Source organism: Microbacterium sp. 2FI (assembly GCF_005502885.1).
Classification (GTDB): Bacteria; Actinomycetota; Actinomycetes; order Actinomycetales; family Microbacteriaceae; genus Microbacterium.
Genome location: NZ_SCMR01000018.1, coordinates 15,597 through 41,372, shown reverse-complemented (window position 1 = coordinate 41,372; position 25,776 = coordinate 15,597). Strand labels below are relative to the sequence as shown.

10 protein-coding genes are annotated in these 25,776 nt (G+C 67.5%); 9 read left to right on the top strand and 1 reads right to left on the bottom strand.

Annotated elements, in window-relative coordinates; translation table 11 throughout:
* The first annotated feature begins 19 nt into the window (after window positions 1-19).
* Window positions 20-871: an ABC transporter permease gene (locus FFS15_RS13990; RefSeq protein ID WP_171013205.1), complete on the top strand. Its 852-nt coding sequence runs from the start codon at window positions 20-22 to the stop codon at window positions 869-871.
* Window positions 855-2,000, top strand: a complete 1,146-nt coding sequence (locus tag FFS15_RS13985; RefSeq protein WP_137845660.1) for an ABC transporter ATP-binding protein — start codon at window positions 855-857, stop codon at window positions 1,998-2,000. Before FFS15_RS13990 ends, FFS15_RS13985 begins: the two co-directional genes overlap by 17 nt.
* Before the next feature lie 18 nt (window positions 2,001-2,018).
* On the opposite strand, the gene FFS15_RS13980 is transcribed toward FFS15_RS13985, so the two are convergent.
* The gene (locus FFS15_RS13980) at window positions 2,019-4,358 is read right to left on the bottom strand and encodes a glycosyltransferase (RefSeq protein ID WP_137845659.1); all 2,340 of its coding nucleotides are present in this window, start codon (window positions 4,356-4,358) and stop codon (window positions 2,019-2,021) included.
* Between the two features lie 79 nt (window positions 4,359-4,437).
* On the opposite strand from FFS15_RS13980, the gene FFS15_RS13975 reads away from it, so the two are divergent.
* The 7 genes from FFS15_RS13975 to FFS15_RS13945 all read left to right on the top strand — a co-directional run bounded on the left by FFS15_RS13975 (window position 4,438) and on the right by FFS15_RS13945 (window position 25,524).
* Window positions 4,438-5,604, top strand: coding sequence for a nucleotide sugar dehydrogenase (locus FFS15_RS13975; RefSeq protein WP_137845658.1), 1,167 nt, complete (start codon window positions 4,438-4,440; stop codon window positions 5,602-5,604).
* Window positions 5,605-5,612: 8 nt separating this feature from the next.
* Window positions 5,613-7,076, top strand: a complete 1,464-nt coding sequence (locus FFS15_RS13970) for a sugar transferase (protein ID WP_137845657.1) — start codon at window positions 5,613-5,615, stop codon at window positions 7,074-7,076.
* Window positions 7,077-7,125: 49 nt separating this feature from the next.
* Window positions 7,126-8,973 (top strand): DUF4012 domain-containing protein, encoded by a 1,848-nt coding sequence (locus FFS15_RS13965; RefSeq protein ID WP_137845656.1) that lies wholly within the window; start codon window positions 7,126-7,128, stop codon window positions 8,971-8,973.
* Window positions 8,970-9,476, top strand: a complete 507-nt coding sequence (locus FFS15_RS13960) for a VanZ family protein (RefSeq protein WP_171013204.1) — start codon at window positions 8,970-8,972, stop codon at window positions 9,474-9,476. The genes FFS15_RS13965 and FFS15_RS13960 overlap by 4 nt, the downstream gene beginning before the upstream one ends.
* An 82-nt stretch (window positions 9,477-9,558) precedes the next feature.
* Complete coding sequence (locus FFS15_RS13955; protein WP_137845654.1) at window positions 9,559-9,774, top strand: hypothetical protein; 216 nt, start codon at window positions 9,559-9,561, stop codon at window positions 9,772-9,774.
* Window positions 9,775-10,060: 286 nt separating this feature from the next.
* On the top strand, window positions 10,061-20,260 hold the full coding sequence (locus tag FFS15_RS13950) for an LPXTG cell wall anchor domain-containing protein (protein WP_137845653.1): 10,200 nt from the start codon (window positions 10,061-10,063) through the stop codon (window positions 20,258-20,260).
* Window positions 20,261-20,547: 287 nt separating this feature from the next.
* On the top strand, window positions 20,548-25,524 hold the full coding sequence (locus FFS15_RS13945; RefSeq protein ID WP_137845652.1) for a SpaA isopeptide-forming pilin-related protein: 4,977 nt from the start codon (window positions 20,548-20,550) through the stop codon (window positions 25,522-25,524).
* Window positions 25,525-25,776 lie beyond the last annotated feature (252 nt).

Sequence of the window (25,776 nt, the reverse complement as noted above, 5' to 3'; positions counted from 1 at the left end):
AAAGGTAGCGGGTTCCTTGGTGGATGCACGCCTTCGCGCCCCGGCTGACGGACTGTACGAGGTCGGACGCCGCCCGCCGTTCGGCGCGTATCTCGCTGAAGCATGGCGCCGCCGAAGCTTCGCGTTCACGCTCGCCGGGTACCGACTCGTCGGAGGGCTGCTTCAGAACCGGCTCGGCGTGCTGTGGATCGTCCTCAAGCCGCTGCTCACGGCGTTGATCTACGGCACGATCTTCGGTGTCGTGTTGTCGAGTTCGGCGAAGCCCGACGACTTCGTTCCGTACCTCATCGTCGGCGTCTTCGTCTTCGAGTTCTTCACGGGATGCTTCGGCGGCGGATCCCGCGCGATCACGGGCAACGCCCGCCTCGTCCAGAGCCTCGGCTTCCCACGCATCCTGCTGCCCGTCTCCGTCGTTGCCGAGCAGGCGATGCGGATGATCCCGATCACCGTTCTGCTCGGGATCCTGCTGCTCGTGTTCGGCGTTCCCATCACGTGGTCGTGGTTGCTGGTCATCCCGATCCTCGTGATGATGGCGGTATTCAACCTGGGCGTCGCCCTCATCGTCGCGCGCATGTCGGTGTGGGTGCGCGATGTGCAGCAGTTCATCCCCACGATCAACCGCATCCTGTTCTACGCCAGCAGCATCTTCTTCCAGGTCGATGTGGTCTTCGCAGACAATCCGGTGCTCCTCACGATCGCGCACAGCATCCCGACGTACGACTTCATCGCGCTCGTCCGTGGCGCCATGCTCGAGGGGCATCCGGTGCCCGAGCTCGCGGTGATCCTTGCCCCGATCTGGACCGTCGTGGCGATCTGCGTCGGCGTCGTCTACTTCTGGAAGGCCGAGGCGAGGTATGGCCTCAGTGAGTGATCTGGTGCTGCCGGGCGCGGCAGCTGTCGGAGGCCCCCGCCCGATGATCGTCGTCGACGATGCCCACGTCACCTATCGGGTGTACGCGTCGGGCAAGCGCATGAGCGCGCGCGACAGCGTGTTCAACCTGCGTGCTCTGCGCGGTGGCCGCGGATTGAATACGATCCCCGCTGTGCGCGGCGTCACGTTCACCGCCTCGGAGGGCGAGACGATCGGCGTCATCGGCCACAACGGCTCGGGCAAGTCCACTCTGTTCCGTGCGATGAGCGGACTCATCCCGACATCGGAGGGAACGATCTGGGCCGCAGACCGCCCGGTGCTGCTCGGTGTGAACGCTGCGCTGCTGCCCGAGCTTTCGGGCGAGAACAACATCAAGCTCGGATTGCTCGCGATGGGCTTCACCCCGGACGAGGCATCCGCGCAGATCGATGAGATCGCCGACTTCGCTGAGTTGAACGAATTCATCCACCACCCGATGCGCACCTATTCCTCGGGAATGGGCGCACGGTTGCGCTTCGCCATCGCGTCGGCGAAGGCGCACTCGATCCTCCTCGTGGATGAGGCGCTCTCGGTGGGTGATCGCCGGTTCAAGCTGAAGAGCGAGCAGCGCATCCGCGAACTCCGCGACAGCGCCGGCCTCGTGATGATCGTGAGCCACTCAGTGAGTTCGCTCCGCGACACGTGTGAGCGCGTGCTGTGGATCCACAAGGGGGAACTGCGCGCCGACGGCCCGGCCAAGGACGTCATCGCCGACTATGTGAAGTGGACGAAGCAGCCGGGAGGCGGCGCCGTCGGTGCCGCGTCGGCCGGAGACCCCAAACGGTCGACGGCAGCCAAGAAGCCGTCGATGCCTGCCGAGGCCCAAGCGCAGAGTGCCGCGGCCGTCGTCCAGGTCGAGCCCGCCGGCATCGAGCGACCAAGCGCGGTCCCGAAGACGCAGATGCCCGTCTCCGCGCCACAGACGGCTCCGCTCGAGAGTCCTCGCGCCACCATCCGGCGGAAGAGCTTCTACCGGTCCGTGCGCGAGCGCACCCGCCGCGAGATCATCGCGTTGGCCGTCACGGGCGCCGCAATCCTCATCGGCATCGGTGCGGGCGCGGCGCTCGCCCTCGTCGCGCTCCTCCCGTAGCCGTCCCTGTCGCGGAGACTAGTTCCCGCCCAGCCGCCGCTTCGCGCGGTGCGCGAGCGGGCGCAGGCCTGGGAGCCGCTTCAGCGCTGCCCGACCGATCGGCGCGGCGGACTCCCAGAGCTGCGCCCCGATCGCTGAACCGCCCGATGAGCCGACGCGGCCCCGACGCTGCGCCCTCTCGGCGAAGAAGACCATCAGCTCGAGCAGCTGCCGTGCGTCATCGAGCGTCGGCTCGGGTGAGAACTCCGGAGGCAGCGAGCCCGCGACCACGCCACGGTACAGTGCCGCGAAGTCGAACGATCTCGCCCGCTCCGCCGCCGCCACCGATGCCCGGGACAGAGTCGAATAGCGCTCCGCGTCGCCGATCACATCGGCGATCTGACGGGCGAGCCCCCGCGCGTCGCCCTGCGCCACAGACACGATGCCCCCGTTGTCCTGCACGAGAGTGAGCCAGGGGAGCTCGTACATGAACACCGGCAGACCGCGCGCCTGCGCTTCGGCGATGGTCAGCTGGTAGCCCTCGATGATGCTCGTCGAGACGAAGGCGTCGGCGGCATCCATCGCCACGATCAGGTCCGCTCCGCGCAAGGTGCCGACGGCGACGACGCGGTCGCCGACTCCGCGCCGGCGCGCCTCGGCGTTGAACTTCTTGGCGGTCAGCTCGTCCCAGTCGGGTCCGATGACGGTGAGGCGGAAGTCGACCGAGAGCTTCCGCAACTGCACGCCGACCTCGATCAGTTCGCGAACCTGCTTCGTCCGCTGCTCCAGCCGACCCAGCCACACCAGCTCGATGCGGTCTGCCGGCGGAAGCTTCTGAACAGGGTGCGCCAGCGACTCGATCAGCAGAGGCGAGGGAGGATTCGGCAGGTAGGAGGTATGTGTCACACCACGCAGCTTGAAGTACGCGACATCCAGCGGTGAGAGCACGACCAGCTCGGCGAGCGTGCTGCTGCACCGCTCGATCAGCGAGAGCCTCTCGTTGCCGTCGTAGATCGGGCGCGCGAAGAAGTTGTGCAGCCATCCGACCGTCGCCGCACCCTCGGCGCGGGCCATGAGGGCGAACTCGGGCCAGTGCTGCATATAAAGCACCTGGTGGTCGATCACCACGTCCACGTCCTGATCGCGGCAGATCTCGGCCCACTCCTTCAGCTGGTCGACCAGGCCGCGTGCGGTCAATTCGATGAACGGCGTGCCTTCGGGGAGCACCGTCACATCGCTGCCACCGTTGCGCGCCACGACCGTCACGCGGTAGCCGGCCTCGCGCAGGTAGCGCGCCTGCGACGCGAGAACGGCCGATACGCCTCCGGTGCGCACGGTCGAGGTAGCGAGCAGGATGCTGCGAACCGGACGATCGCCGAACCCATGCCACGCGGTGTGGAACTTCAGCGTCGAGAGCGTCGCGGGGTAGAAGCGTGCGGCCGCGTGGATGATGTCGTGCGCGGGTGCCACCGTGTGCAGGTGGGCGAGTGCCGTGTCGAGCACCGTGCTGTCGCTGCGCTCGATCAGCTGTGAAACGACGTATCCGATGATCGACAGCCTCGCCGACGCGTACGTCTCGAGGAGCAGCTCTGCATCGGGGTGAGAGCTCGCGAGGTCATCCACCGCGGGCCGGATGCTGTCGATCGAGTGGATCGCCGACGCGTAGAACTCCGCGCGCTCCACACTGTCGACATCGTGTCCGCTGCCCCCCCGCCCGAAGTGGTAGCGGTACAGCTTCTCCGACAGGGACACGTAGCTCGTGGCGAGCGCGGCAGCGAGGAACATCAGCGGAAGGTCGTTGACCCGCGCGAGCACGAGGTCATCGGGCAGCAGTGCGTAGGCGTCGCGCAGCACGCTCGTGCGGAAGAGGTACCGCCACAGCTGCCCCTGAGCGGGCTTGCCGATGCGGAAGAGGTGGCTCAGAACGTCTGTTCCATGGAGAGATCGCTGCGGCGGGAGCAGTCGATTCTCGTAGGCGCCGCCGGTGCGCCCGTCCTTCTCCACCACCGTGACGCCGAAGCCCACCATATCGGCGTCCGCCACCCGCGCCCGCGCGAGGACCTTTTCAGCGGCGTCCGAGACGAGTTCGTCGTCGCCGTCGAGGAAGAGCACGTAGTCGGCCGAGGCTGCCAGGATGCCGGCACGGCGTGACTGGAACGCCGACAGATTGCGCTCCTGCCGGATGAGGCGCACGCGTGGGTCGCGGGCGCGGAAGCGCTCGATCGCGGCGGTGGTTCCGTCGGTCGAGGCGTCGTCGACGCAGATGATCTCGATGTCGGGGAGCGTCTGCCCGAGCGCGCTCTCGATCGCTGCTGAGACCGTCGCCTCGTCGTTGTAGACCGGCAGAACGATCGAGATAAGGGGGGATGCCGAGCTCATCGTCGTCGAGTCTATTCGGGCGCGGTGCTCGCGGCCTTGCCGGGAAAGGAGCCGGGGCAGCCCGGGATACCCTTTCCCTATGAAGATCGCCATCGTCGGCACGGGCTACGTGGGCCTGTCGAACGCCGTCATCCTTGCTCAACACCACGAGGTGTTCGCCGTCGACGTCGACCCGCACAAGATCGATCTCCTGACCCGGCGCATCTCGCCCATCGCCGATGCCGAACTCGAGGAGTATCTCGCCACGCACGATCTCGATCTCACGGCGACGCTCGACGCGGCGGCGGCCTACCAGGACGCGGACTTCGTGGTGGTGGCGACGCCCACGAACTACGACGAAGAGAGCAACTTCTTCGACACCTCATCCGTCGAGTCGGTGATCGACGCCGTGCTCGCGGTGAACCCCGACGCCGCTATCGTCATCAAGTCGACCGTGCCCGTGGGCTTCACGAGCCGGATGAGGGTCGAACACCCCGGTGCGACGATCATCTTCTCGCCCGAGTTCCTCCGCGAGGGGCAGGCGCTCTACGACAACCTGCATCCGTCGCGCATCGTCGTCGGTGATTGGGGGCCGGCAGGGCGGCGTTTCGCGGAGCTCCTGCTCGAAGGAGCCATCGACACGGACGTGCCGGTGCTGCACACCGGTCCGACCGAGGCCGAGGCGATCAAGCTGTTCGCCAACACCTATCTCGCGCTGCGAGTCGCCTACTTCAACGAGCTCGACACCTATGCCGCCGTGCACGGCCTGGATTCACGGCAGATCATCGAGGGCGTCGGCCTCGACCCGCGCATCGGTACGCATTACAACAACCCGTCGTTCGGCTACGGCGGCTATTGCCTGCCCAAAGACACGAAGCAGCTGCTCGCGAACTACTCCGAAGTGCCGCAGAACCTGATCGCTGCGATCGTCGATGCCAACAGAACCCGCAAGGACTTCGTCGCGGCCGACATCCTCGCTCGCAACCCCGAGACCGTGGGCGTCTATCGCCTCGTCATGAAATCGGGGTCCGACAACTTCCGGCAGTCCTCGATTCAGGGCATCATGAAGCGCGTCAAGGCCAAGGGGGTGAATGTCATCGTGTACGAGCCCGCCCTCGACGAAGGCGAGTTCTTCCACTCCGAGGTCGTGCGAGACCTCGACGAGTTCAAGGCGCGCGCGGACGTCATCATCGCCAACCGATCGACCGACGTGCTCGCCGACGTCGCCCACAAGATCTACACCCGTGACATCTATGGTCGCGACTGACTGACTCCATGAATCCTCCTCGGACGCCAGCTGCGACGCCGTCGCAGCGTCGAGAGCCGCCGTGGGTGCGCCGCTACGCCAGCCGGCTCATCTACACCGACGCCCTCATCCTCATCGCCACGCTCGCAGGCTTCGGTCTTCTCGCGCTGCCGGATCTCAACACGACGCTGTCATGGCCCGGGGGACCCGACCTGCCGTACTTCGTTCCGTTGGCGATCATCGGGGTGATGTGGCTGCTGTGCCTCGACGCGTTCGACACCCGTGACCGGCACATCGTCGGCCATGGAGTCGTCGAGTACCGCCGCATCGTCAGCGCAACGTTCTTCGTGTTCGCGGTCGTCATCACCATCGCGTTCTTCCTGCGCATCGAAGTGGCGCGCGCCCTGTTCCTCATCGCGCTTCCCGTCGGTCTTGCCGGGCTGATCGCGGGCCGCTGGGGCTGGCGGCAATGGCTGCGGCATCGCCAGCAGTCGGGTGCCTTCGTCTATCGGGCGGTCGTACTCGGGGATCGGGCGAAACTCGAGCACATCATCAGGCAGATCCGCGGCACGCATGGGAGCGGCTACGCCATCGTCGGTGCCATCACCCCGCGAGGCACGCGGATCGCGATCGGCGACGTTCCTGTGCTCGGCGGCCTCGCCGACGTCGAGCAGGCGATCGACGCGGCAGGCGCCGACACCCTGATCGTCGCGGGTGCCGACGAGCTCGACCCCGCCACCATGCGGCGCCTCGGCTGGGCGATGGCCGACCGCGACGTCAATTGGGTCGTCGCTCCCGCTCTCACCGACGTCGCGGGTCCTCGAATCCATGCACGGCCCGTCGCGGGCCTGCCTCTCGTCCATATCGAGTTCCCGACCCTCGAGGGGCACAAGCGGTTCGGCAAGCGCGCCTTCGACATCATCGGCTCGTCGATCATGATCCTGCTCTTCTCGCCGATCATGGTCGCCGCCGCGATCGCGATCCGCATCGACGGTCCGGGGCCGGTCCTCTACCGGCAGCTGCGGATCGGGCGCAGCGGCCGTGAGTTCGGCATGATCAAGTTCCGTTCGATGGTCGCCAATGCCGACGACCAGCTCGCGAGCCTGCTCGATGTGCAGGGCACCACCGATCAGCCTCTCTTCAAGGTGACGAACGATCCCCGCATCACGAAGGTCGGACGCTTCCTCCGCAAGCACTCGATCGACGAGTTCCCGCAGCTGTTCAATGTGTTCCGCGGCGAGATGAGCCTGGTCGGCCCCCGTCCGCAGCGCGCGACCGAAGTCGCGCTGTACAACGACGACGCCAATCGGCGGCTGCTCGTCAAGCCTGGCATGAGCGGGCTGTGGCAGGTGAGCGGGCGGTCGCAGCTGTCGTGGGAAGACGCGATTCGCCTCGACCTGTACTACGTCGAGAACTGGTCGTTCATGCAAGACGTGCTGATCCTGTTCCGCACCATCCGCGCGGTCATCGTGCCGGGTGAAACCGCGCACTGAGCGCGCGTCTCTCGGCATCATCCCAGCCCGACCCGGATAGCATCCTCAGGTGTCCTCCAAACCCCTCGCCGGGCGCTTCCGCCATGGCCGCGCCGGCGATCACGCCCCGGCGCCCCAGCGGCGACGCCGCTGGCCGTGGGTGCTTCTGGGCACGTTCGTCGTCGTCGGCGCCATCGGCGCCGTGGGGGGCGTGTTCGCACTCCAGGCTCTCGAGGTACGCGACGACCTCTTGGCAGCCAAGGACAAGCTCACCGCCGTCCCCGCCCTCGCGAAGACGGGCGACACGGCTCAGATCCAGGCTCTCGCAGACGAGGTGCTCGTACTGACGACGGATGCCGACGAGATCGTGCAGGGTCCGCTGTGGGATGCTGCATCCGCCGTCCCGGTCGTCGGGGTGAACGTCGCCGCCGTCAAGAGCGCGACCGAGGCCACCCACATCCTCGTGCGGGACGCGATGCCGCCGGCGCTTCAGCTGCTGAGCACCGTGCAGCTCGACCAGCTCGCGGTCGAAGGTGGGGGAGTGGACCTCGACCCGTTCCGTGGTGCGATCGAGGTCATGCCGCAGGTGAACGCGGCGTTCGCCGATGCGGAGTCTCGAGTCGCCGAGATCGATCGCGCGGAGCTGCTGCCCATCGTCGACGACGCGATCGGCCAGCTGCTCGACGTGATGGACGAGGCCGGCCCGGCCCTCGAGACGGTCGAGAAGTATCTGCCGACGCTGCTGCAGCTCGCCGGTTCCGAAGAGCCGCGCACCTACGTCGTCCTCTTCCAGAACAACGCCGAGATCCGTGCGACGGGCGGCAATGCGGCGACTTCGGCGATCATGTCGGTCGACAACGGCAAGATCGAGATGCGCGACGACGAGGCCTCCGAGAACTTCCACCTCGCCGGTGTGCGCGGGTGGCTCGACTACGAGATGCCCGAGTCGACCCTCGCGATGTATGAGGGTGACTTCGACGCCTACGCGCAGAACTACACGCGCACCCCAGACTTCCCGACCTCGGCCGCGATGTTCCGTTCGCTCTGGCAGACCAACATCGGCGGCGACATCGACGGCGTGATCTCGATCGACCCCGTCGTGCTGTCGTACATGCTGCGCGCCACGGGTCCGGTCGTGCTCGAGGACGGCTCTGAACTCAATGCGGACAACGTCGTGAAGGCGCTGCTGAGCGATGCCTACGAGCGCTTCGGCACCAATGGTCTCGCGGCCGATGCCTACTTCGCCGACGTCGCAGGCAAGGTCTTCGAGAAGGTGTCTTCAGGCGACTGGGATCCGATGACGATGCTCGAGCAGCTGCAGCTCGCCGCCGACGATCAGCGCACCTACCTGTGGTTCCCCCGCGAGGCCGAGCAGGCTCTCAGCGCCGAGTTCAACGTCGATGGGGCCCTCGCAACCGACAACGTCGCCGCCACGCAGGTCGGCACGTACCTCGTCAACGCCTCGTACAGCAAGCTCGAGTACTACCTCTCGACCGCGGTCGCCGTCTCGTGCGATCCCGCGGCGCGCACCGTCACGACCACCACGACGCTGACGAGCACGGTGCCGGGTTCGAACCTCAGCGGCTACACGCTGGCGTGGCGCAACAACCAGCTCGGCATCCCGCGCACGACCATGATCCTCGACGTGCTCTCGTATGCGGTGCCGGGCGGCACGATCGTCTCCGACCCCGAGAACGGCGACTTCGGCTCGTGGACGCGCACCGGCTCCGAAGCAGGCCGTGACGGCAAGAGCATCACCATCACGCTGCCGATGGGTGAGACGCGCACCGTGTCGTACACGAGCACGCTGCCCGAGGGTGACCTCGGCCCGCTCGAGGTGCGCTACTCGCCGACCGTCACGAAGACGCCGGTCACCGTCGCAGACTCGTGCAGCCAGCTGTTCCCGGCGGCCCCGTGACCGACGGCCGGCTGCCGAGTACGAGTGGACCCCGCCACACGCTGATCGCGGCGCTCGCGATCGGGTACGGCGCTTTCCTCGCGTTCGTCGTGTTCTGGCCGAGCCCGATCGATCAGCCCGTCGAGAGCCTGCTCAACCGCGCCATCGCCGAACTCCACGAGCGTGGCGTGCCCGCGTTCGTGGACTATGCGTTCATCGAGTCGTTCGCCAACGTGCTGCTGTTCGTGCCGGTGGGGCTGCTGTTCGGACTCATGATCCCGCTGCGGTGGTGGCCGATCGCGCTCCTCCTCGGCCCGGCGCTCTCGGGCCTGATCGAGGTCGCGCAGAAGTACCTGCTCGAAGACCGCTACTCGACCGTCGAAGACGTCATCGCCAACTCGATCGGCGCGACGATCGGGGTCTTCATCGCCGTGATCCTGCGCGCGGTCGTCAAGGCGCGCGACGACCGCGTGATCGAGAAGCACGAGGCCCAGAAGCGTCGGCTTGCGGCATCCGCTCGCTGATTCGCGCCCCGGGGTTCCGCCGCGGTATCCCGCCCGACAGAATCGAGTCCGAGGGCCATCGGGGGCCGACGAAGGAGTGGACATGGGTATCGAAGACCTCGTCAACCAGGGCAAGGACTTCCTTGATCAGAACAAGGACCAGATCGGCGAAGCGATCAAGAGCGAGCAGGCCGAAGGCGTGAGCGACAGCGTCCTCGACGCCGCTGCCGAGTTCGTGAAGAAGATCGCGCCCGACTCGATCGACGAGCATGTCGACGGCGTTCGCGACCACGTCGACAAGACGGTCGGCCACGAGTAGGTCACGCGAAGCATTGCGCGGCGGCGGCCGGGAGACGGGTTCTCTCGGCCGCCTCCGCGTTTCCGCGGGAGTCCATTCGGATGGATGCTGATCAGCACGACACGCCGGTGATCGTTCCCGAGCCGTTACTTGACGCACCCCACCGTCGCCGGTAGCTTCACGAGTGGGGCAGTGGCATGCCGACGGTTCTGGGGAGATTCTCGTCGGCGGTGCTTTGTCTTGGGGGCCCCTAAGCAGGGGTCACCTCGTGGTCGATTTATCGACGGGTGAAGTCATGGGTGGCAGCATGAACATGGACGGTTTCGGGCGCTTGGGGACACGTCGCCGGATGCGGCGAGAGCGCAATCGGGATCGCAATCTGACGATGCGTCACCGCTGGTACGCCGGCGGGATAGCGACGCTTCTGACAGGTGCGCTGATCTTCACGGGCGTGACGCCCGCGGTCGCAGGCGTGGTGACGCCGCCTCCCGCGGACGAGACGACGACGCAGGAGACGACTCCGGCTGAGGAGACGCCCGCTGAGGAGACGCCCGCTGAGGAGACGCCCGCTGAGGAGGCTCCGGCCGAGGAGGCTCCGGCCGAGGAAGCGCCTGTTGAGGAGGCTCCCGCTGAGGAGACGCCTGCGGAGGAGGCTCCGGCCGAAGAGACCCCGGCCAAGCCGGCGCCGTCCGCGCCGAAGGGCGAGAAGCCCTCCAGCGACTCATCGAAGGCAGCCGCACCGCTCGACGCGCCCATCGTCGCGCTCGCGATCCTGCCCGCCTGTACGGGCACCTGCCTCACATTCACGCGCGCCGTGAACATCGTGGGCGGCGGCCCTGCCACGGCGGCCAACTGGGAGTACCGCGCGACCGTCGGTGCCGACTGGCACGTTCTTCCCGCGGCCCCGGCGACCGTGGATGCGGCGAACGGATCGTGGGTCATCTCCGCGATCTCGCAGAGCCCCAACACCGCGAACTACACGACAGCCGTCACGTGCACTGACGCGGGCAATGGACTCACGTGGACCGGCGGCACGTCCACCCTGGCGTACACCGCCAACGCCGACCGCGCCTCCACGTGTACCTTCACCCACACCTACGCCCCGCCGCAGTCGGCCACGATCACGGTGAAGGTCGGCTCCGACCGCACCAGCATCACCGGAGTCACCGATCTGCAGGGCGTCGTGCTGCACCTCCGCAACGACAACGGCTCGGGCACGGCTCCGAGCGCGACGCGCGCAGACGGCGTCGCGGGCGACGGCGCGGGCTGGGCCCGCTGCGTCTCGGGACCCACCGGCGACTGCGTGTTCACGGTTCCCGCCACCCAGGCCGGCGGTGCCAACAACGGCACGCGGCCGTGGGTCGTGCAGTACAGCGTGCCGTCCACCCACTACATGAACCCGACGCTGCGCGTGGGCGGAGCTGCGGGCGCCGGTTCGTCGCTGGCCTACCAGTTCCGCATGAAGGTCGGGCTCGTCGGCAACACCTCCTACTCGTCGCAGGACGTCGATGACCTCATGCTCGGATCGGGCACGGCGTCCAACGTCTCGGGTGGAATCTGGCAGCAGTCGCGCGTCAACCCGACGCTGACCCCGTCGTGCGGCCTCGATGTCGCGCTCATCCTCGACATCTCGGGTTCGGTGGGCACGGCGCTCCCCGACCTGAAGGATGCCGCAGACACGTTCGTCGACTCGCTGGCCGGCACGCCGTCGCGCATGTCGCTGTTCTCGTTCTCGTGGGAGACGCCGGGCAGCGGTGGAGCGACCAACTACCCGAGCCTCACGCCGGTCACGACACCCGGCCAGGGGACTATCTTCAAGAACCGGTATGTGTCGTGGACTTCTGCCGGCGGAACGAACTGGGATCGCGGCCTCGGCATCGCGGCCTCGAACAACGTGCCCGGCAACCAGTTCGACGTGGCCGTGATCATCACCGACGGCAACCCGACGACCTACAACCAGCCGTACCAGGGCTCGGGCAGCGACAACCGCTTCCGCGAGACCGAGAACGGCATCTTCTCCGCGAACGCGCTCAAGGCGAACGGCACGCGCGTGCTCGCCTTCGGCGTCGGCGCGGGCGCGACGGGGGCCACGAACGCGCTGAACCTCCGTGCTATCTCGGGCCCCACCGCGTATACGGGCACCAACGGCCAGAACGCCGACTTCTATCAGACCGAGGACTACGACGCAGTCGGCACGGCACTTCGCAACCTCGCGCTCGGCAACTGCGCCGGCTCGCTCACGGTGACGAAGGCGATCGTTCCTTCCAGCGCGCCTGCGGGCTCGATCACCGGTGCCGTCCCCGCCGGTGCGGGCTGGGTGTTCAACAGCACGATCAACACCGCAGGGGTGACCACGCCTGACAACTCGCAGCCGACCACCAACGACGGCACGGGTTCGGTCACGTTCCCGCTCACCTTCCCGGGCGGCACCACGCAGGCCTCGATCACGATCGTCGAAGAGCAGCAGGCGGGCTTCACCTTGGTGCCCGTCAACGGCAGCAACGCCGTCTGCACGAATCTGAATACGGGCCAAGCGGTCGTGCCGACGGCCAATCCGACCAACGGCGTCACCCTCAACGTGCCGAGCACGGAAGCGGTGAACTGCGTCATCTACAACCGCGCGCCGAACCCTGAGGCCGACCTCACGGTGTCGAAGAGCTGGATCGTCAACGGCGTCCCCTACACGAACGGCTCGCAGCCGGGCGGACTCAACGCCCAACTGCAGCTCACGGGTCCGGGCGCCGCCGGCGCCACCAACCAGGGCTGGGGCGTCACGCGCACCGGGTACACGCTGAACAACGTCGCGACCATCTCCGAGACGCTGTCGCTGATCGATCCCACGATGTGCTCGAACGTCGCGACGATCACCGAGATCAACGGCGACCCCGCGAACATCGCTCTGGGGGCGGGCTATGCGCTCACGCTCACCGAGCAGCACAACACCGCGACGATCACGAACACGGTGACCTGCGAGAGCAGGCTGACGCTGATCAAGAATGTGGCGAACGGCCCCACCGCTCCCGGCGCGTGGGTGCTGAACGCGCAGTTCCTCGCCGGTCAGCCGGTGCCTGCGCCCGCACTCCCGGGCTTCTTCGGCACCAGCGGGACGACGGACCTGGTTACGGCCGACGCTCGCTACCAGCTGTTCGAGACGAGCGGCAGCCCGCTGTACACCCAGGTCGACCAGCGCACGAACCTGCAGTCGAACCCCCTGTCGACGGGCTCGGCGTCGTGTATCCGCGTCGATGAGAACGGCGACCCGTGGCCGAACAGCGGATACTCGGACGGCATCAACGGCGGCGTGAACGTGCCGCTCGGCACCCGTGTCGCCTGCACGATCACCAACCAGACCGCCGAGCTGACGCTGCTCAAGCACGTCATCAATGACAACGGCGGTGACGCCGCGGCGGGCGACTGGACCCTCATCGGCACCCCGGTGAACGACCCTGATCTGCCGGTGCAGCCCCCGGTCGGCAACGTCGTCGGCTCTGAGACCGACACCGGCACGAGCTCGTTCTTCGTGCGGCCGGGCACCGTCTACACGATCTCCGAGACCGGCCCCGACGGCTACGAGCAGGTGAAGCTGCAGCGGCTCATCGGTCCCGACACGTGGGAGGACGTCGCCGGTTGGGACGTCAGCGTCCCGGCCCTCGGCGATGCGACGTACCGCATCGTGAACGACGACATCGCGCCCAAGCTCACGCTCGTCAAGACCGTCACGAACAATCACGGCGGCACAGCCCAGCCCACCGCATGGACCCTGACGGCCACGACGCCCGAAGGCCCCGACCTGTCGGGTGTCACCGGCACCGACCCCGTCACCGCGGAGCCGGTCGAGGCAGGCGTGACCTATACGCTCGGTGAGAGCGACATCGACGGCTACACCCTCGCGAGCCTCAACTGCGTCGGCTTCCCGAACACGACCGTCGCAGCTCCGACTCTCGTACTCGAGGCCGGCGACGACGTCACCTGCACGTTCAACAACGACGACGAGCCCGGCAACCTGACGCTCGTCAAGGTCGTCGACGACACCAACGGCGGTGACGCTGTGCCCGCCGACTGGAATCAGCTGCTCGAGGCCAAGCGCGGCGCCGATGCGACGATCGCGTTCGACCACAACGAGACCATCGCGGTCCCCGCGGGCGTCTACACGCTGAACGAGCTGCAGAGCGTCGCGAACTACGAGTGGACCGACCTTGAGTGCTCCACGGGCACGACGTCGATGGCAGACAAGACGGTGACCGTCGCCAACGGCGCCAACGTCACCTGCACGTTCACCAACATCGCGAAGAAGCCGACCCTCACGCTCGTGAAGATCGTCGACAACCAGGACGGCGTCGGCTCGCGGGTCGCCACCGACTGGACCCTGTCGGCGGCCGGCGACGGCGGCTTCGTCGACGCGACCCTCACCTCGGGCGACGGCGGAGTGACGGCATCCACCGGTCCCCAGCCGGTCGAGGCCGAAACGACCTACACCCTCGGCGAAGATGGCCCGGCAGGCGGCTACACCGCAAGCGACTGGACGTGCGACAGCGACATCGTCGTCGACGACGGCCAGATCTCGCTGCCGATCGGCGCGAACGTGACGTGTGAGATCACCAACACGGCGATACCGGCCGAGTACGACGTCGACAAGACCGTCGACGGTGCGCCGATGCACAACCTCGACGGCACGTGGACGATCGTCTACGACATCGTGGTCACGAACACGTCGGAGTACTCCGACCTGTTCTACGACCTCGACGACGCCCTGCTCTACGGTGCAGGAATCACGCCCATCGAGGCCAGCTGGAGCGGCCCGGACGACACCGATGTGCCGTTCGTGCTCCCGGCCGGCACCGCGACGCTCGCAACGGACGTCGAGCTGCCGACCGCCGGCGAGGGCAACCCGCCGGCCACCCACACCTACACGGTGACGGTGATCGCCGAGATCGCCGACGGCACGCAGGACACCGACACCTGGACCTGCACATCGACGGCCTCGCCCAACCGCGGGTTCCTGAACTCCGCCACCCTCACCGTGGGTGACGACGACACCACGGTCTACGCGTGCGACGACCCGGCCTTCCCCGAGATCACGAAGCTCGGAACGAACCCGGCCTCGCAGAACGGTGACGCGTCGTGGAACCTCGAGTACACGATCACGGTCACCAACCCCGGTGACGTCGCGATCCAGGCCGAGCTCGAGGACGCGTTCCCGGCGGCTCCGGCCGGCTGGACCCTCGTCCCGAACACCTGGAACGTCGTGAACGGCGTCGACACGCCGGCGCTCGACGCGGACTTCGCACCGGGCACCGCGACGATCTGGAGCGGTGAGCTCCCGGCCGACACGACCTACACCTTCGTGGTGACGGGCGTGCTCAAGCCGTCGACGACGGCGACCCCGATCGGCGACTGTGCCGCGCAGGGCGGCTTCCTCAACAAGGCGACGGTCACCTCGGGCGACATCGTGGAGGATGCCGAGGGCTGCGTCACCGTCGTGCTCCCGCCCGTGACGGTCAGCAAGACCGACGGCACGGTGACCCAGCTCGAGGGCGGTGACTGGCAGATCGATTACACGGTCACGGTCAGCAACGATTCGGCATTCGCGACCGTCTACACACTGACCGACACCCCCGACCTCGGCGACGGCTTCGATGTCGTGAGCTCGGGCTGGTCGGGTGCGGCACCGGTGGCGAACACGGCGATCGAGGCCGGCGGATCCGACCAGTTCGTCTACCGCATCGTCGCCTCCTTCGACGACACCGTCGAAGAGCCGCAGCTCGAGTGCGTCGAGGGTGAGGGCGGCGCGTTCCACAACATCGCGACCGTCACCTACCCGGGCACCCCGGGCACCGACGAGGACGACGGCTGCGCCGAACCGCAGGGCCCGACGGTCACCAAGACCGCCGCCGTGCCGACGCCCGCCGCCGGCGGATCGTGGACGATCTCGTACACGGTGACGGTCCGCAACGACACGAGCCCCGGCATCCAACTCGCCTATGAGTTGCACGACGCGCCGTATCCGCTGCCCGACGGCATGGCGATCACTGCCGACTGGGCGGTGACCGGTCCGATGGCCGACCCCGATGGGGCAGGCTCGGCCACGCTGAACCCTGCCTGGAACGGAGACGACCCCACGCTGGTCGCCGAGGGCGTGCTGCCTGCGGGCGCCACACACACCTACACGGTGTCGGTGGGCGCGCGGCTCGAGGCCGACATCGACCCCGAGGTGCTCCTGTGCGGCGAGGCTCCGGCCCTCGACGAGGGCATCTGGAATACAGCTCTCGTGACCAACGGCGTGTTCGAAGACTCCGCCGAGGCGTGTGTCGAGGTGATGCCGGTTCCGGTGATCGTCGACAAGGCCGACGGCACCGTGACGCAGCTTTCGGATGGCACGTGGTACATCGAGTACGGAGTCACGGTCACCAACGAGAACGCCCTGCCGACGGTGTACAGCCTCACCGACGCGCCGGACTTCGACGCGAGCTTCGACGTGACCGACGAGGGCTGGCTGGGCGATCCTGACGTCACCGACGTGCCGATCGACGGCAACGACAGCCACCAGTACACCTACTGGGTCGAGGCGGAGTCCCTCGTGGATCCGGTGCCGGCCAGCGGCCTCGCGTGCACCGAGAACGGCGGCGGCTTCTTCAACGTCGTGACCGTCGCCTACCCGGGCGGCACCGACACCGACTCCGGCTGTGCAGCGCCCGAGATCCCGGTCGTCGACAAGACGGCGGTGGATGCCAAGCAGAACACCGAGACGGGTGAGTGGACGCTCACCTATGAGGTCGCGGTGACCAACAGCTACGACATCCAGCTCTGGTACTCCGTCACCGACGAGCCGCAGGCGCTGCCTGCCGACGTCACCGGCGGCGAGTGGACCGCGAGCGGTCCGGTCGCGACCGGCGGCGGCTCGGGAGCGCTGAACCCTGACTGGGATGGCGACCTCGACACGCAGCTCGCGACCGGCGTCCTGCCGGCGGGCGCGACCCACACGTACGAGGTGACGCGGACGGTCATGATCGCGGCATCCGTCGTCGATGAGACGCTCGACTGCCTCAGTGAGGAAGAGGGTGCAGGTCTCTGGAACTCCGCCACGGTGACCAATGGGGTGGGCGGCAACACCGACCTCGACTGCATCGTGATCGAGCGGCCTCTGGTTGACATCGATAAGGACGTGACCGACATCCGGCAGCTCGAGGGCGGCACGTGGGAGATCACCTACGAGGTGCTCGTCACGAACCTCTCGAGCGAGCTCGCCGCGGTCTACGACCTCGATGACACCCTGTACTTCGGGGCCGACATCGTGATCGAGGATGCCGAGTGGAGCGGTCCGAGTGCGCTGAGCCCCGGAGTCTTCACCGACCCCGGGTGGACCGACACGCTCGCCGAGGACGAGGTGCTCGTGCCGTCCGAGACGGACACGTACACCGTGGTCGTCCACGCGACCGTGCCGAACGCGGCATGGGATGAGAGCCAGACGCTCGCGTGCGAGGATGCCGAGCGCCCCGGCGCCGGCGGGTTCCTCAACACGGCCGTCGTGACCGTCAACGGCACGACGATCCCCGCGGACGACTGTGAAGAGCCGGCGCTGCCGACCATCGAGAAGGAAGCGGTCTCGGCCCTGCAGGTCGAGGGCGACGCCTCGCGCTGGAACGTCGAGTACCTCGTGACGGTGACCTCGGGCGGCTTCGACACGTTCTACGACCTGTCCGACACCCCGGCGTTCGCTTCGGGTATCGACATCGTCGGAGGAACGGCACAGCTGCTCCCGGACGGCGACGTCGAGGCGATCACCGCCGGTGTCGACTTCGCGTCGGCCGTTGCGCTGCCGGCCGATGCCGTGCACGAGTACAAGGTGGTGTGGACGGTCGAGGTGACCGACGCGTACAGCGAGAACGACGCGGAGTGCACCGGAGAGCCCGGTTCGGGCTTCTTCAACACCGCGACGCTGATCGTGGGGGACCGCGAACAGGATGCCGAGATCTGCATCCCGGTCGAGGACCGCGTGTACCCGCTCATCGACAAGACAGTCGTCTCGAGCAGCCAGGACCCCGAGACGGGCGACTGGACGATCGAGTACGACATCACGGTCACGCTCGACGCCAACGAGCAGGATCTGTCGGCTGAGTACGACCTGTCGGACGAGCTTCTGTTCGGCGGCGACATCGAGCCCGCCACCGGCAGCTGGGCGACGTCCGCGTCGTGGGTCGGCGAGGGTGACGACGGCGCGTTCGAGGCCGACGGCACCGCGGTGATCGCCACAGACAAGACGATCGATCCCGGCGACACGCACACCTACACGGTGACGGTCGAGGCGTCCGTCACGCAGGTGGCGGTGGACGACGGAACGACGTGGTGCTACCCCGACAGTGAAGACCCGTCGGGCGGCTTCCTCAACACGGCGCTGCTCACCAGCGGCGGTGTCGAGACCGAGGCCGAGGACTGCACCGAGCCGGTGCTCCCCGAGATCGACAAGGTCGGCGGCGTGACCACCGACAACGGCGACGGCACGTGGGACATCGAGTACTTCGTCACCGTGACCTACCCCGAGTCGGATCTCGATCCGCTGCCGGGGACGGTCGCCTACGATCTGCTCGACGCGCCCGAGCTGCCGGAAGGCGTCGAGCTCGACGGAACCTGGGAGGCCGAGGCGGCCGATGGCGAGACGCCGGCGCCGACGGACGCTGCCTGGGTCCCTGCGGACGGTACGTGGACGGTCGTCGACGACGGTGAGCTGACGCCGGAGAACGCGACGCACACCTATCGGGTGTTCGCGACGGTCTCCGTCACGTCGACGCCGGTCGAGGAGCCGAGCGAATGCCTCGAGACCGAGGGCTTCGGCTTCGTCATCTGGAACGTCGGGACGGTGACGTCGGGCGGCTACACGAACGACGACGACGCCTGCCAGGTCGTCCAGTTCGACGACGTCGGCATCGAGAAGACGACGTCCGGCCTGCCGGTCCCGCCCGAGGGTGAGAACGCCTCGATCGAGCCGGGAGACACGTTCGAGTACGTGCTGACCGTGACCAACCACGGGTCGCGCGAAGCGGTCGACGTGGTCGTGACAGACCCGCTCAACGAGCGGCTCGAGGTGACCGGCATCACGCTTCCGGCCGGCTGGGTGAACGACAACCAGCCCGACTTCGTCGACGCCGACAACGTGCTCTCGGTGAGCACGGCGTCGATGGCGCTCGGCGAGGTCGTCGAGATCCGGCTCACCGTGACCTTCACGGCACTCGAGCAGGAGCCGGTGGAGTGGGACCACGACGGTGACCCGGCGACCCCGCCGATCCTGGTGGATCTGCCGCCGGTCGTCGGAGACGACGAGCTGCCGGAGACCCCTGTGCCGCTCGACGAGCTGTTCAACGAGGCGTGCGTGGCGGCCGAGGTCGACAGCAACCCCGACAACAACTGCGACGACGTCACCATCGAGACGCGTGACATCGCGGCACTGGTATACACCCGGTGCGTCAACGACGCTCCGCTGCTGGGCTGGGTGGTCATCAAGTCGGCTGCACTCGCCGACGAGCCGATCCTCTTCACGTGGCGGCCGGTGAACGAGTTCGTGACTCCGGAGACCGATCCGACCGAGATCGTTCTCGAAGATACGAGCGGCAGCCTGACATGGTCGAACGAGATCGCCTGGCCCGGCGCGGACTTCACGCCTTCGGGCATCTCGATCGACTACCCCGGTTGGCGTCCGCTGCAGGCGTCGGACTATGTTCCGGGCGGCGGGTTCATCAACCCGGCGGACGGCCTCGAGTACGCGCCGGAGGACGCAGGAGGGTTCGTCTTCAACGGACTCATCCTCGACCCGAGCGAGCTCGACTACTCGTGGCGGTACGACACCGTGGTCACCCTGTCGGTGAACCCGGAGCTGACCTTCACGACGAGCTACCCGCCGGCGACGCCCGACTGCTTCGTCGCACGCCACACCGAGGTGGAGATCGAGAAGACGGCCAGCGTCGAGAAGACCGAGCCCGGTGAGTCGTTCACCTACGACCTCGAGGTCGAGAACGTGAGCACGGATGCCGCAGCCGACGGTGTCGTCGTCACCGACGTCATCCCGGCCGACATCAAGATCACGGGGATTACGTGGCCGGGCGAAGGCGATGACGCGGTCTTCCCGAACTGGGAGAGCTGCCTCGTCACCGGCCAGGACGCCACCGGCTACGGCGGCAACCTTGAGTGCGTGCTGTTCGGACCCCTGCAGCCGCAGGGATCGGACAACGGCGGTGCCACTGCGGCGCCGACGATCACGCTCGAGGCGACCGTCGACCCGCAGGCTACAGCGAGTGTCATCACCAACGTGGCCGTGGTGGATTACCACACGTTCGGCGACCCGGATGACCCGGGCCGCGACTCGGACGACGCCACGGTGCTGCTCTCGTCGCTGCCGGCGACCGGTGGCAGCCCCGCACTGCCGCTGGTGATGCTCGGATTCCTGGCCCTGCTGGCCGGTGCGACCACGCTCGTGGTGCTCCGCCGGCGCCGGGGTGAGGCGCGACCGCAGCTCTAGGAGACGGGGTGGGGGCGGCCCTTCGGGGTCCGTCCCCACCGCCGCCGGATGCTGATCGTTGCCGAATCGTCACCGAAAGGAGGACGCCTGAACCTCTGAGCCTCTTCCCCGCGAGGGCACCGCGCAGGTACTCTCTCCCGTAAGGGGTGTCCGTGCATGGGACCTCGCTCGCTGAGCGGGGGCACGGATGGGGTTATATGCGTTCGTCTTCGTCGTCTCAGTCTGCTTCGCGTCGCGCCGGTCGTTCCACGGCCTATAAGCGCGCGACCGCCGCTCTCATCACACCGGTGCTCGTCATCGGCCTCATGCTCGCGGGCGGCACCGCCTACGCGGAGGAGACACCACCGCCGGAGGAGACGGTCGAGCCTGCGGCTCCCGTCACCGAAGAGGAGGCGGCGCCCGTAGAGGAGTCCGCTCCCACGGAGGAGGCTGCTCCCGAAGAGGAGGCCGCTCCGGTCGAGGAGGAGGCGGCACCTGAGAAGGAGGCTGCGCCCGAGAAGGAGGCGGCTCCCGCCGAAGAGGCTGTCGTCGAAGAAGAGGCCGCTCCGCTGGCCGCAGCACGTGTCGCGCCCTCGGCCGTCGCTGCGCTCGCCGCGTGCGCCACGGTCGGCGGTTTCGAGATCGACGGCAACTACGCTGCCGGCGACTGCGGTGGCACCGACTGGACGTCGGGCGGGTACCAGTCGTCGGCCGTCGTCGGCACCTACCAGGTGGTCAAGGACAACTCCGACCCCGCCACGTGGACCCGCGGCGGTGGCACCCCGCCGAAGATCGAGTTCATCCGCAACTACACGAAGGCCGACACTGTCGGCGACGACTACTTCCTGTGGGTCGGTTGGGATCGCGAGCAAACCAGCGGCACCGGCGGCTACGTCATCGAGGTGACCAACGCCGGTATCAACTTCGCGCCCGACGGCGCTCCGCGACCGATCCGCTCCAGCGGTGGCGCGGTGTTCTACATCACCACGCAGGGCTCGAGCCCGCCCGTTCTGCTGCAGGCGTGTGTGTACGCCAACACGGCGAGCTACCCGGGCACCTGCAACTCCGACCCGAGCGCCACCGGCTTCGTCGGCGCGGTGAGCGAGGTAGACCTCGTCAACCCCTTCGGTCAGGCGATCGAGGCCGGCGGCTTCTTCGAGGTCGGCATGAACGTCACCGAGCTCACCGAGGGCGTCGTCGCTCCCGGCTGCCCCGCATCCGCTGCGGCGACCGCATACATGCGCAGCTTCACGGGCAACAACTTCGGCCCGACCGGCAACCTGAAGGGCTTCGTCGGCCCGACTCCCGTCGAGCCGCCGTCGACGTGCGGCAGCCTCACGATCGTCAAGGAGAACGAGGACGGTGCCAACCTCGCCGGTGCCCAGTTCACGGTGACGCCGAACCCGACCACCGGTACGGGTTCGACGAACGTCGTGACCGACGCGTCGGGAACGTTCGTCTTCAGCGGCAACGTGATCCCGGGCAACTACACCGTCACCGAGACGGTGCCGCCCGCCGGCTATCTGCTGCCGACTCCGGCGACGCAGAACGTCGCGGTCGCCACCCTGGCATCGGCTTCGGTGACCTTCATCGACCCGCTCGGCAGCATCCGCTGGACCAAGCACGACAGCAACGGTCAGCCGCTCGGCGGCGCGACCTTCAGCGTCACCGCCACCGGCGGTGCTGCCGCTGCGGCTCCGTGGGACCTCGATTCCAACGTGATCACCGTGGTCGACAACACGGGCCAGGGCGGCTACACCGGTCGCGACACGAACACTGCTCCGGGCGCGTTCACGGTCGTGGGACTCCCGACCGGCACCTACTCGGTCGCCGAGACCGTCGCACCGCCCCTGTACGTGCTCGACCCGACGCCCAAGTCGGCGACGATTTCGCAGGCGGTGCCGCACCCGGTGATCGCGGTCGCATTCGTGAACATCCCCTACGCCACCGTGACAGTGGAGAAGGCCTGGGAGAACGCCTTCGACGGTGACACCGCCACCCTCTCGGTCACCGGCGGCAACAACGCCGTCGACACGGCCCCGGGCTCGGGCGCGGTCTCGACAGTCCAGGTGGCTCCGGGCACCACGGTGACCGTCGCTGAGATTCTCGGCGCCGGAAACACGGGCTCGTACGACACCGTGCTGCAGTGCATCGGCGCGACGCCGTCTGCGAACGACCAGACGTCGGCTTCGGTGACCGTTCCGGAATGGCCGGCATCAGAAGACGGCGTCCAGTGCAGGTTCAAGAACATCGCTCAGACGGCAACGATCACGCTGAAGAAGCAGTGGGTCGACAGCATTCTGAATGACTCGGTGGACCTGCGCTTCGACATCGTCGGAGATCCCGTACCGGTGGGCTTCACGTCGACTTCCATCGGGGGTGACTGGCTCGATCCGGCCGACGCAACCGCAACCGTCCGTGTCGGCGAAACGTTCTCGATCACCGAGGTCTATGGGGATCTCGTCGAAGGTAACTACGCGTCGTCATGGAACTGCACAGGCATCGGGTCCGGTCCTTCGACGACGTCGAACACCGTGGCACCCGACGGACTGACCGTTCCGGCATCCGGGACGACGTGCACCTTCACGAACGTCAACAACGCGTTCAACGTGGTCGTGGTCAAGGAGTGGATCAATGGCGAAGCCGGTGACTACGCAGACCTCGGCATCACCGGTGCGGCAGAGTCGGCGACGTCGTTCTCGAACGGCGCGGTCGGCGTCTTCCTCGACTCGCTGAACACCCTCACCGTGCCGGTCAACTCGGGCGCCTCCGTGAGGGTCTTTGAGGAGGTCACGGCGCTCGCCGGAGACGACGATGCCTATGCGTCCTCGATCGAGTGCGTCGACTCCGCGTTCTACCTCGGTGAGACCGAGGCGCCGGCTCTGACGTACACCTCGGACACCCGTGAGATCACCTTCGACATGCCGAATCAGCCGGTCGTCTGCGTCATCACCAACGAGGCCGAACTCCCCACGCTGGCGCTCATCAAGACGGTCACGTCGCCGGTCCAGGTCTCGCCCGCCAACTGGCAGCTGTTCGGCACGATGCCCGACGCCGTGGTGACCAACGCGGACGGCGGCAACGTCCTGGCGACCGAGGTGCAGGCCGGTGTCGGCATCGACCTCACCGAAGAGCTGATCGGCGAGTTCGCGGGCTCCGACGAGTTCGCGGCCGGAGAGTGGATCTGCCTCTCGAGCGGGGAGGAGATCGAGCTCACCGACAATGAGCCAGGTTCGGCGAGCCTGCGGGGGCTCGCCAAGGGCGAGGTCGTCACCTGCACGATCAACAATGCGCACGTCGACCAGGGCTTCGAGTTCGAGAAGACTCCGGTCAGCTCCGTCCAGGAGGATGACGGCAGCTGGACGGTCGTCTACGACATCACGGTGACCAACAACAGCGCGCTCGTCCCGATCGAGTACGACCTCGTCGACACTTTGGACGCCAACGGCGCTGTGGCGTTCGAGTCCGCTTCGTGGACGGGTCCGACGAGCGGATCGTGGTCGCTTCCGGACCTCGAGGCCGTGCTCGCCGACGGTGAGATCCTGGGCGTAGGCGAAGACGGTGAAGCGGTGTACACCGTGACCGTCAACCTCGAGGTCGTTCCGACCGAGACCGCCCCGGTCGCCTGCGAGGGCGAAGAAGCGGGGATCGGCGTGATCAACACGGCCGACGTCACGGTCGACGGCGAGACCAAGACCGACGACGCCTGCGCCACGGTTCACTACGACGACGTCTCGATCGTGAAGACCGCTGGTCTTCCCGACGGCCAGACATCGGTCGAGCCTGGTCAGACGTTCGACTACGTCCTCACCGTGACCAACAACGGCACCCGCGTGGCGGAAGACGTCGACGTGATCGACGATTCGCTCTTCGAGCGGCTGCAGATCACGGCGCTGACGGTCGACCCCGACAGCGGCTGGGGTCCGGCTCCGGGCTACTCGAACGACGAGGTCTTCCTCACGATCGATGCGATCGCGCCGGGCGACTCGGTCACCGTCACCGTGACGGTGCTGTTCTTCTCGCCCGACCCGGTGCTCGTCGACCACGACAACGACCCGACCACCGACCCGATCCTGCCGCAGCTCGTCGGCGACGAGGAGCCGCCTGCGCTCCCCGACATCGTGGATCTGCTCGTCAACACGGCGTGCGTCGACATGGCGGGCGATCAGAACCCCGAGAACGACTGCGACACCGTCGAGGTGCCCACTCGTGACATGGTGGCGTTGCTGTACACGCGCTGCATCAACGACGCGCCGCTGCTCGGCTGGGTCGTCGCGAAGACGGGAACTCTCGTAGACCCCGAGAACCCGATCCAGCTGCTGTGGACGCCGAACACCGATGAAGAGGCCGACCCGTCAGAGGTGTTCCTCGAGCAGGCCGACGCGACCGAGGCCGTCTGGTCGGGCCAGGTCCCGTGGCCGGGTGCGGACTTCACGCCTTCGGGCATCTCGATCGACTACCCCGGCTGGCGTCCGCTGCAGGCATCGGACTATGTTCCGGGCGGCGGTTTCATCAACCCGGCGGACGGACTCGAGTACGCGCCGGAGGACGCAGGCTTCTTCGTCTTCAACGGTCTGATCCTCGACCCGAGCGAGCTCGACTACGCATGGCGCGGCGAGTCCACTGTGGTGTTCTCGGTCAACCCCGAGCTCACCTACACGACGAGCTACCCGCCGGCGACGCCCGACTGCTTCGTCGCACGCAACACCGAGGTGCAGGTCGAGAAGACGGCCAGCGTCGAGCGCTCGCAGCCCGGCGAGTCGTTCAGCTACGACATCGCCGCTGTGAATGTCAGTGACGATGCCGCCGCTGAGGGTGTGGTCATCACCGACACCATCCCGGCAGACCTGAAGGTGACCGACGTGTCGTGGCCTGGCGAGGGGGACGACAGCGTGTTCCCGAACTGGGAGTCGTGCCAGGTCACCGGCCAGGCGTCCGGCGGCTACGGCGGAACCCTCGAGTGCACGTTGTTCGGCCCGCTGCAGCCTGCCGGGGCGGACCTCGGTACTTCGAGCGCCCCGACGATCACGCTCGACGTCACGGTGAACCCGTCGTCGGCATCCAGTGTCGTCACCAACGTGGCAGTCGTCGACTACTACACGTTCGGCGACCCGGATGACCCCGGTCGTGACTCCGACGACGCCACCGTGGTGCTCTCGTCGCTGCCCGCGACCGGTGCCGGCACCGTCCTCGGACCGCTGCTGATCGGCCTGCTGGCTCTGCTGGCCGGCGTCATCGCGCTGATGGCACGTCACCGCCGCACTGGGATTCCCGTGCGGGAGTAGCCGCGAGGGAGGGCGGACTGCCCCCAAGGTCCGTCTTCCCCCGCCTGCTGTGACCTGAACACCGAAGCCCCTCACCCGTCATCGGGGGAGGGGCTTCGGTGTTCCGCCTGTCGATTTCCGATCTCGCCTGTCTACCGGATAGCCTGCATGGACGGCGGGAGACCGCCGGTCCGTGCGCGACCCGAAACTGCGCGTGGACATCTACTGGGGCTCTTCTGCTCGATTCGTCGAGCGAAGCGCGGCGTCGTCCGA

Excerpts from the sequence above, each read along its gene's own strand:
- FFS15_RS13985 (WP_137845660.1), top strand. The coding sequence starts at position 855 with ATGGCCTCAGTGAGTGATCTGGTGCTGCCGGGCGCGGCAGCTGTCGGA.
- FFS15_RS13980 (WP_137845659.1), bottom strand. The coding sequence starts at position 4,358 with ATGAGCTCGGCATCCCCCCTTATCTCGATCGTTCTGCCGGTCTACAAC.
- FFS15_RS13975 (WP_137845658.1), top strand. The coding sequence starts at position 4,438 with ATGAAGATCGCCATCGTCGGCACGGGCTACGTGGGCCTGTCGAACGCC.
- FFS15_RS13970 (WP_137845657.1), top strand. The coding sequence starts at position 5,613 with ATGAATCCTCCTCGGACGCCAGCTGCGACGCCGTCGCAGCGTCGAGAG.
- FFS15_RS13955 (WP_137845654.1), top strand. The coding sequence starts at position 9,559 with ATGGGTATCGAAGACCTCGTCAACCAGGGCAAGGACTTCCTTGATCAG.
- FFS15_RS13950 (WP_137845653.1), top strand. The coding sequence starts at position 10,061 with ATGAACATGGACGGTTTCGGGCGCTTGGGGACACGTCGCCGGATGCGG.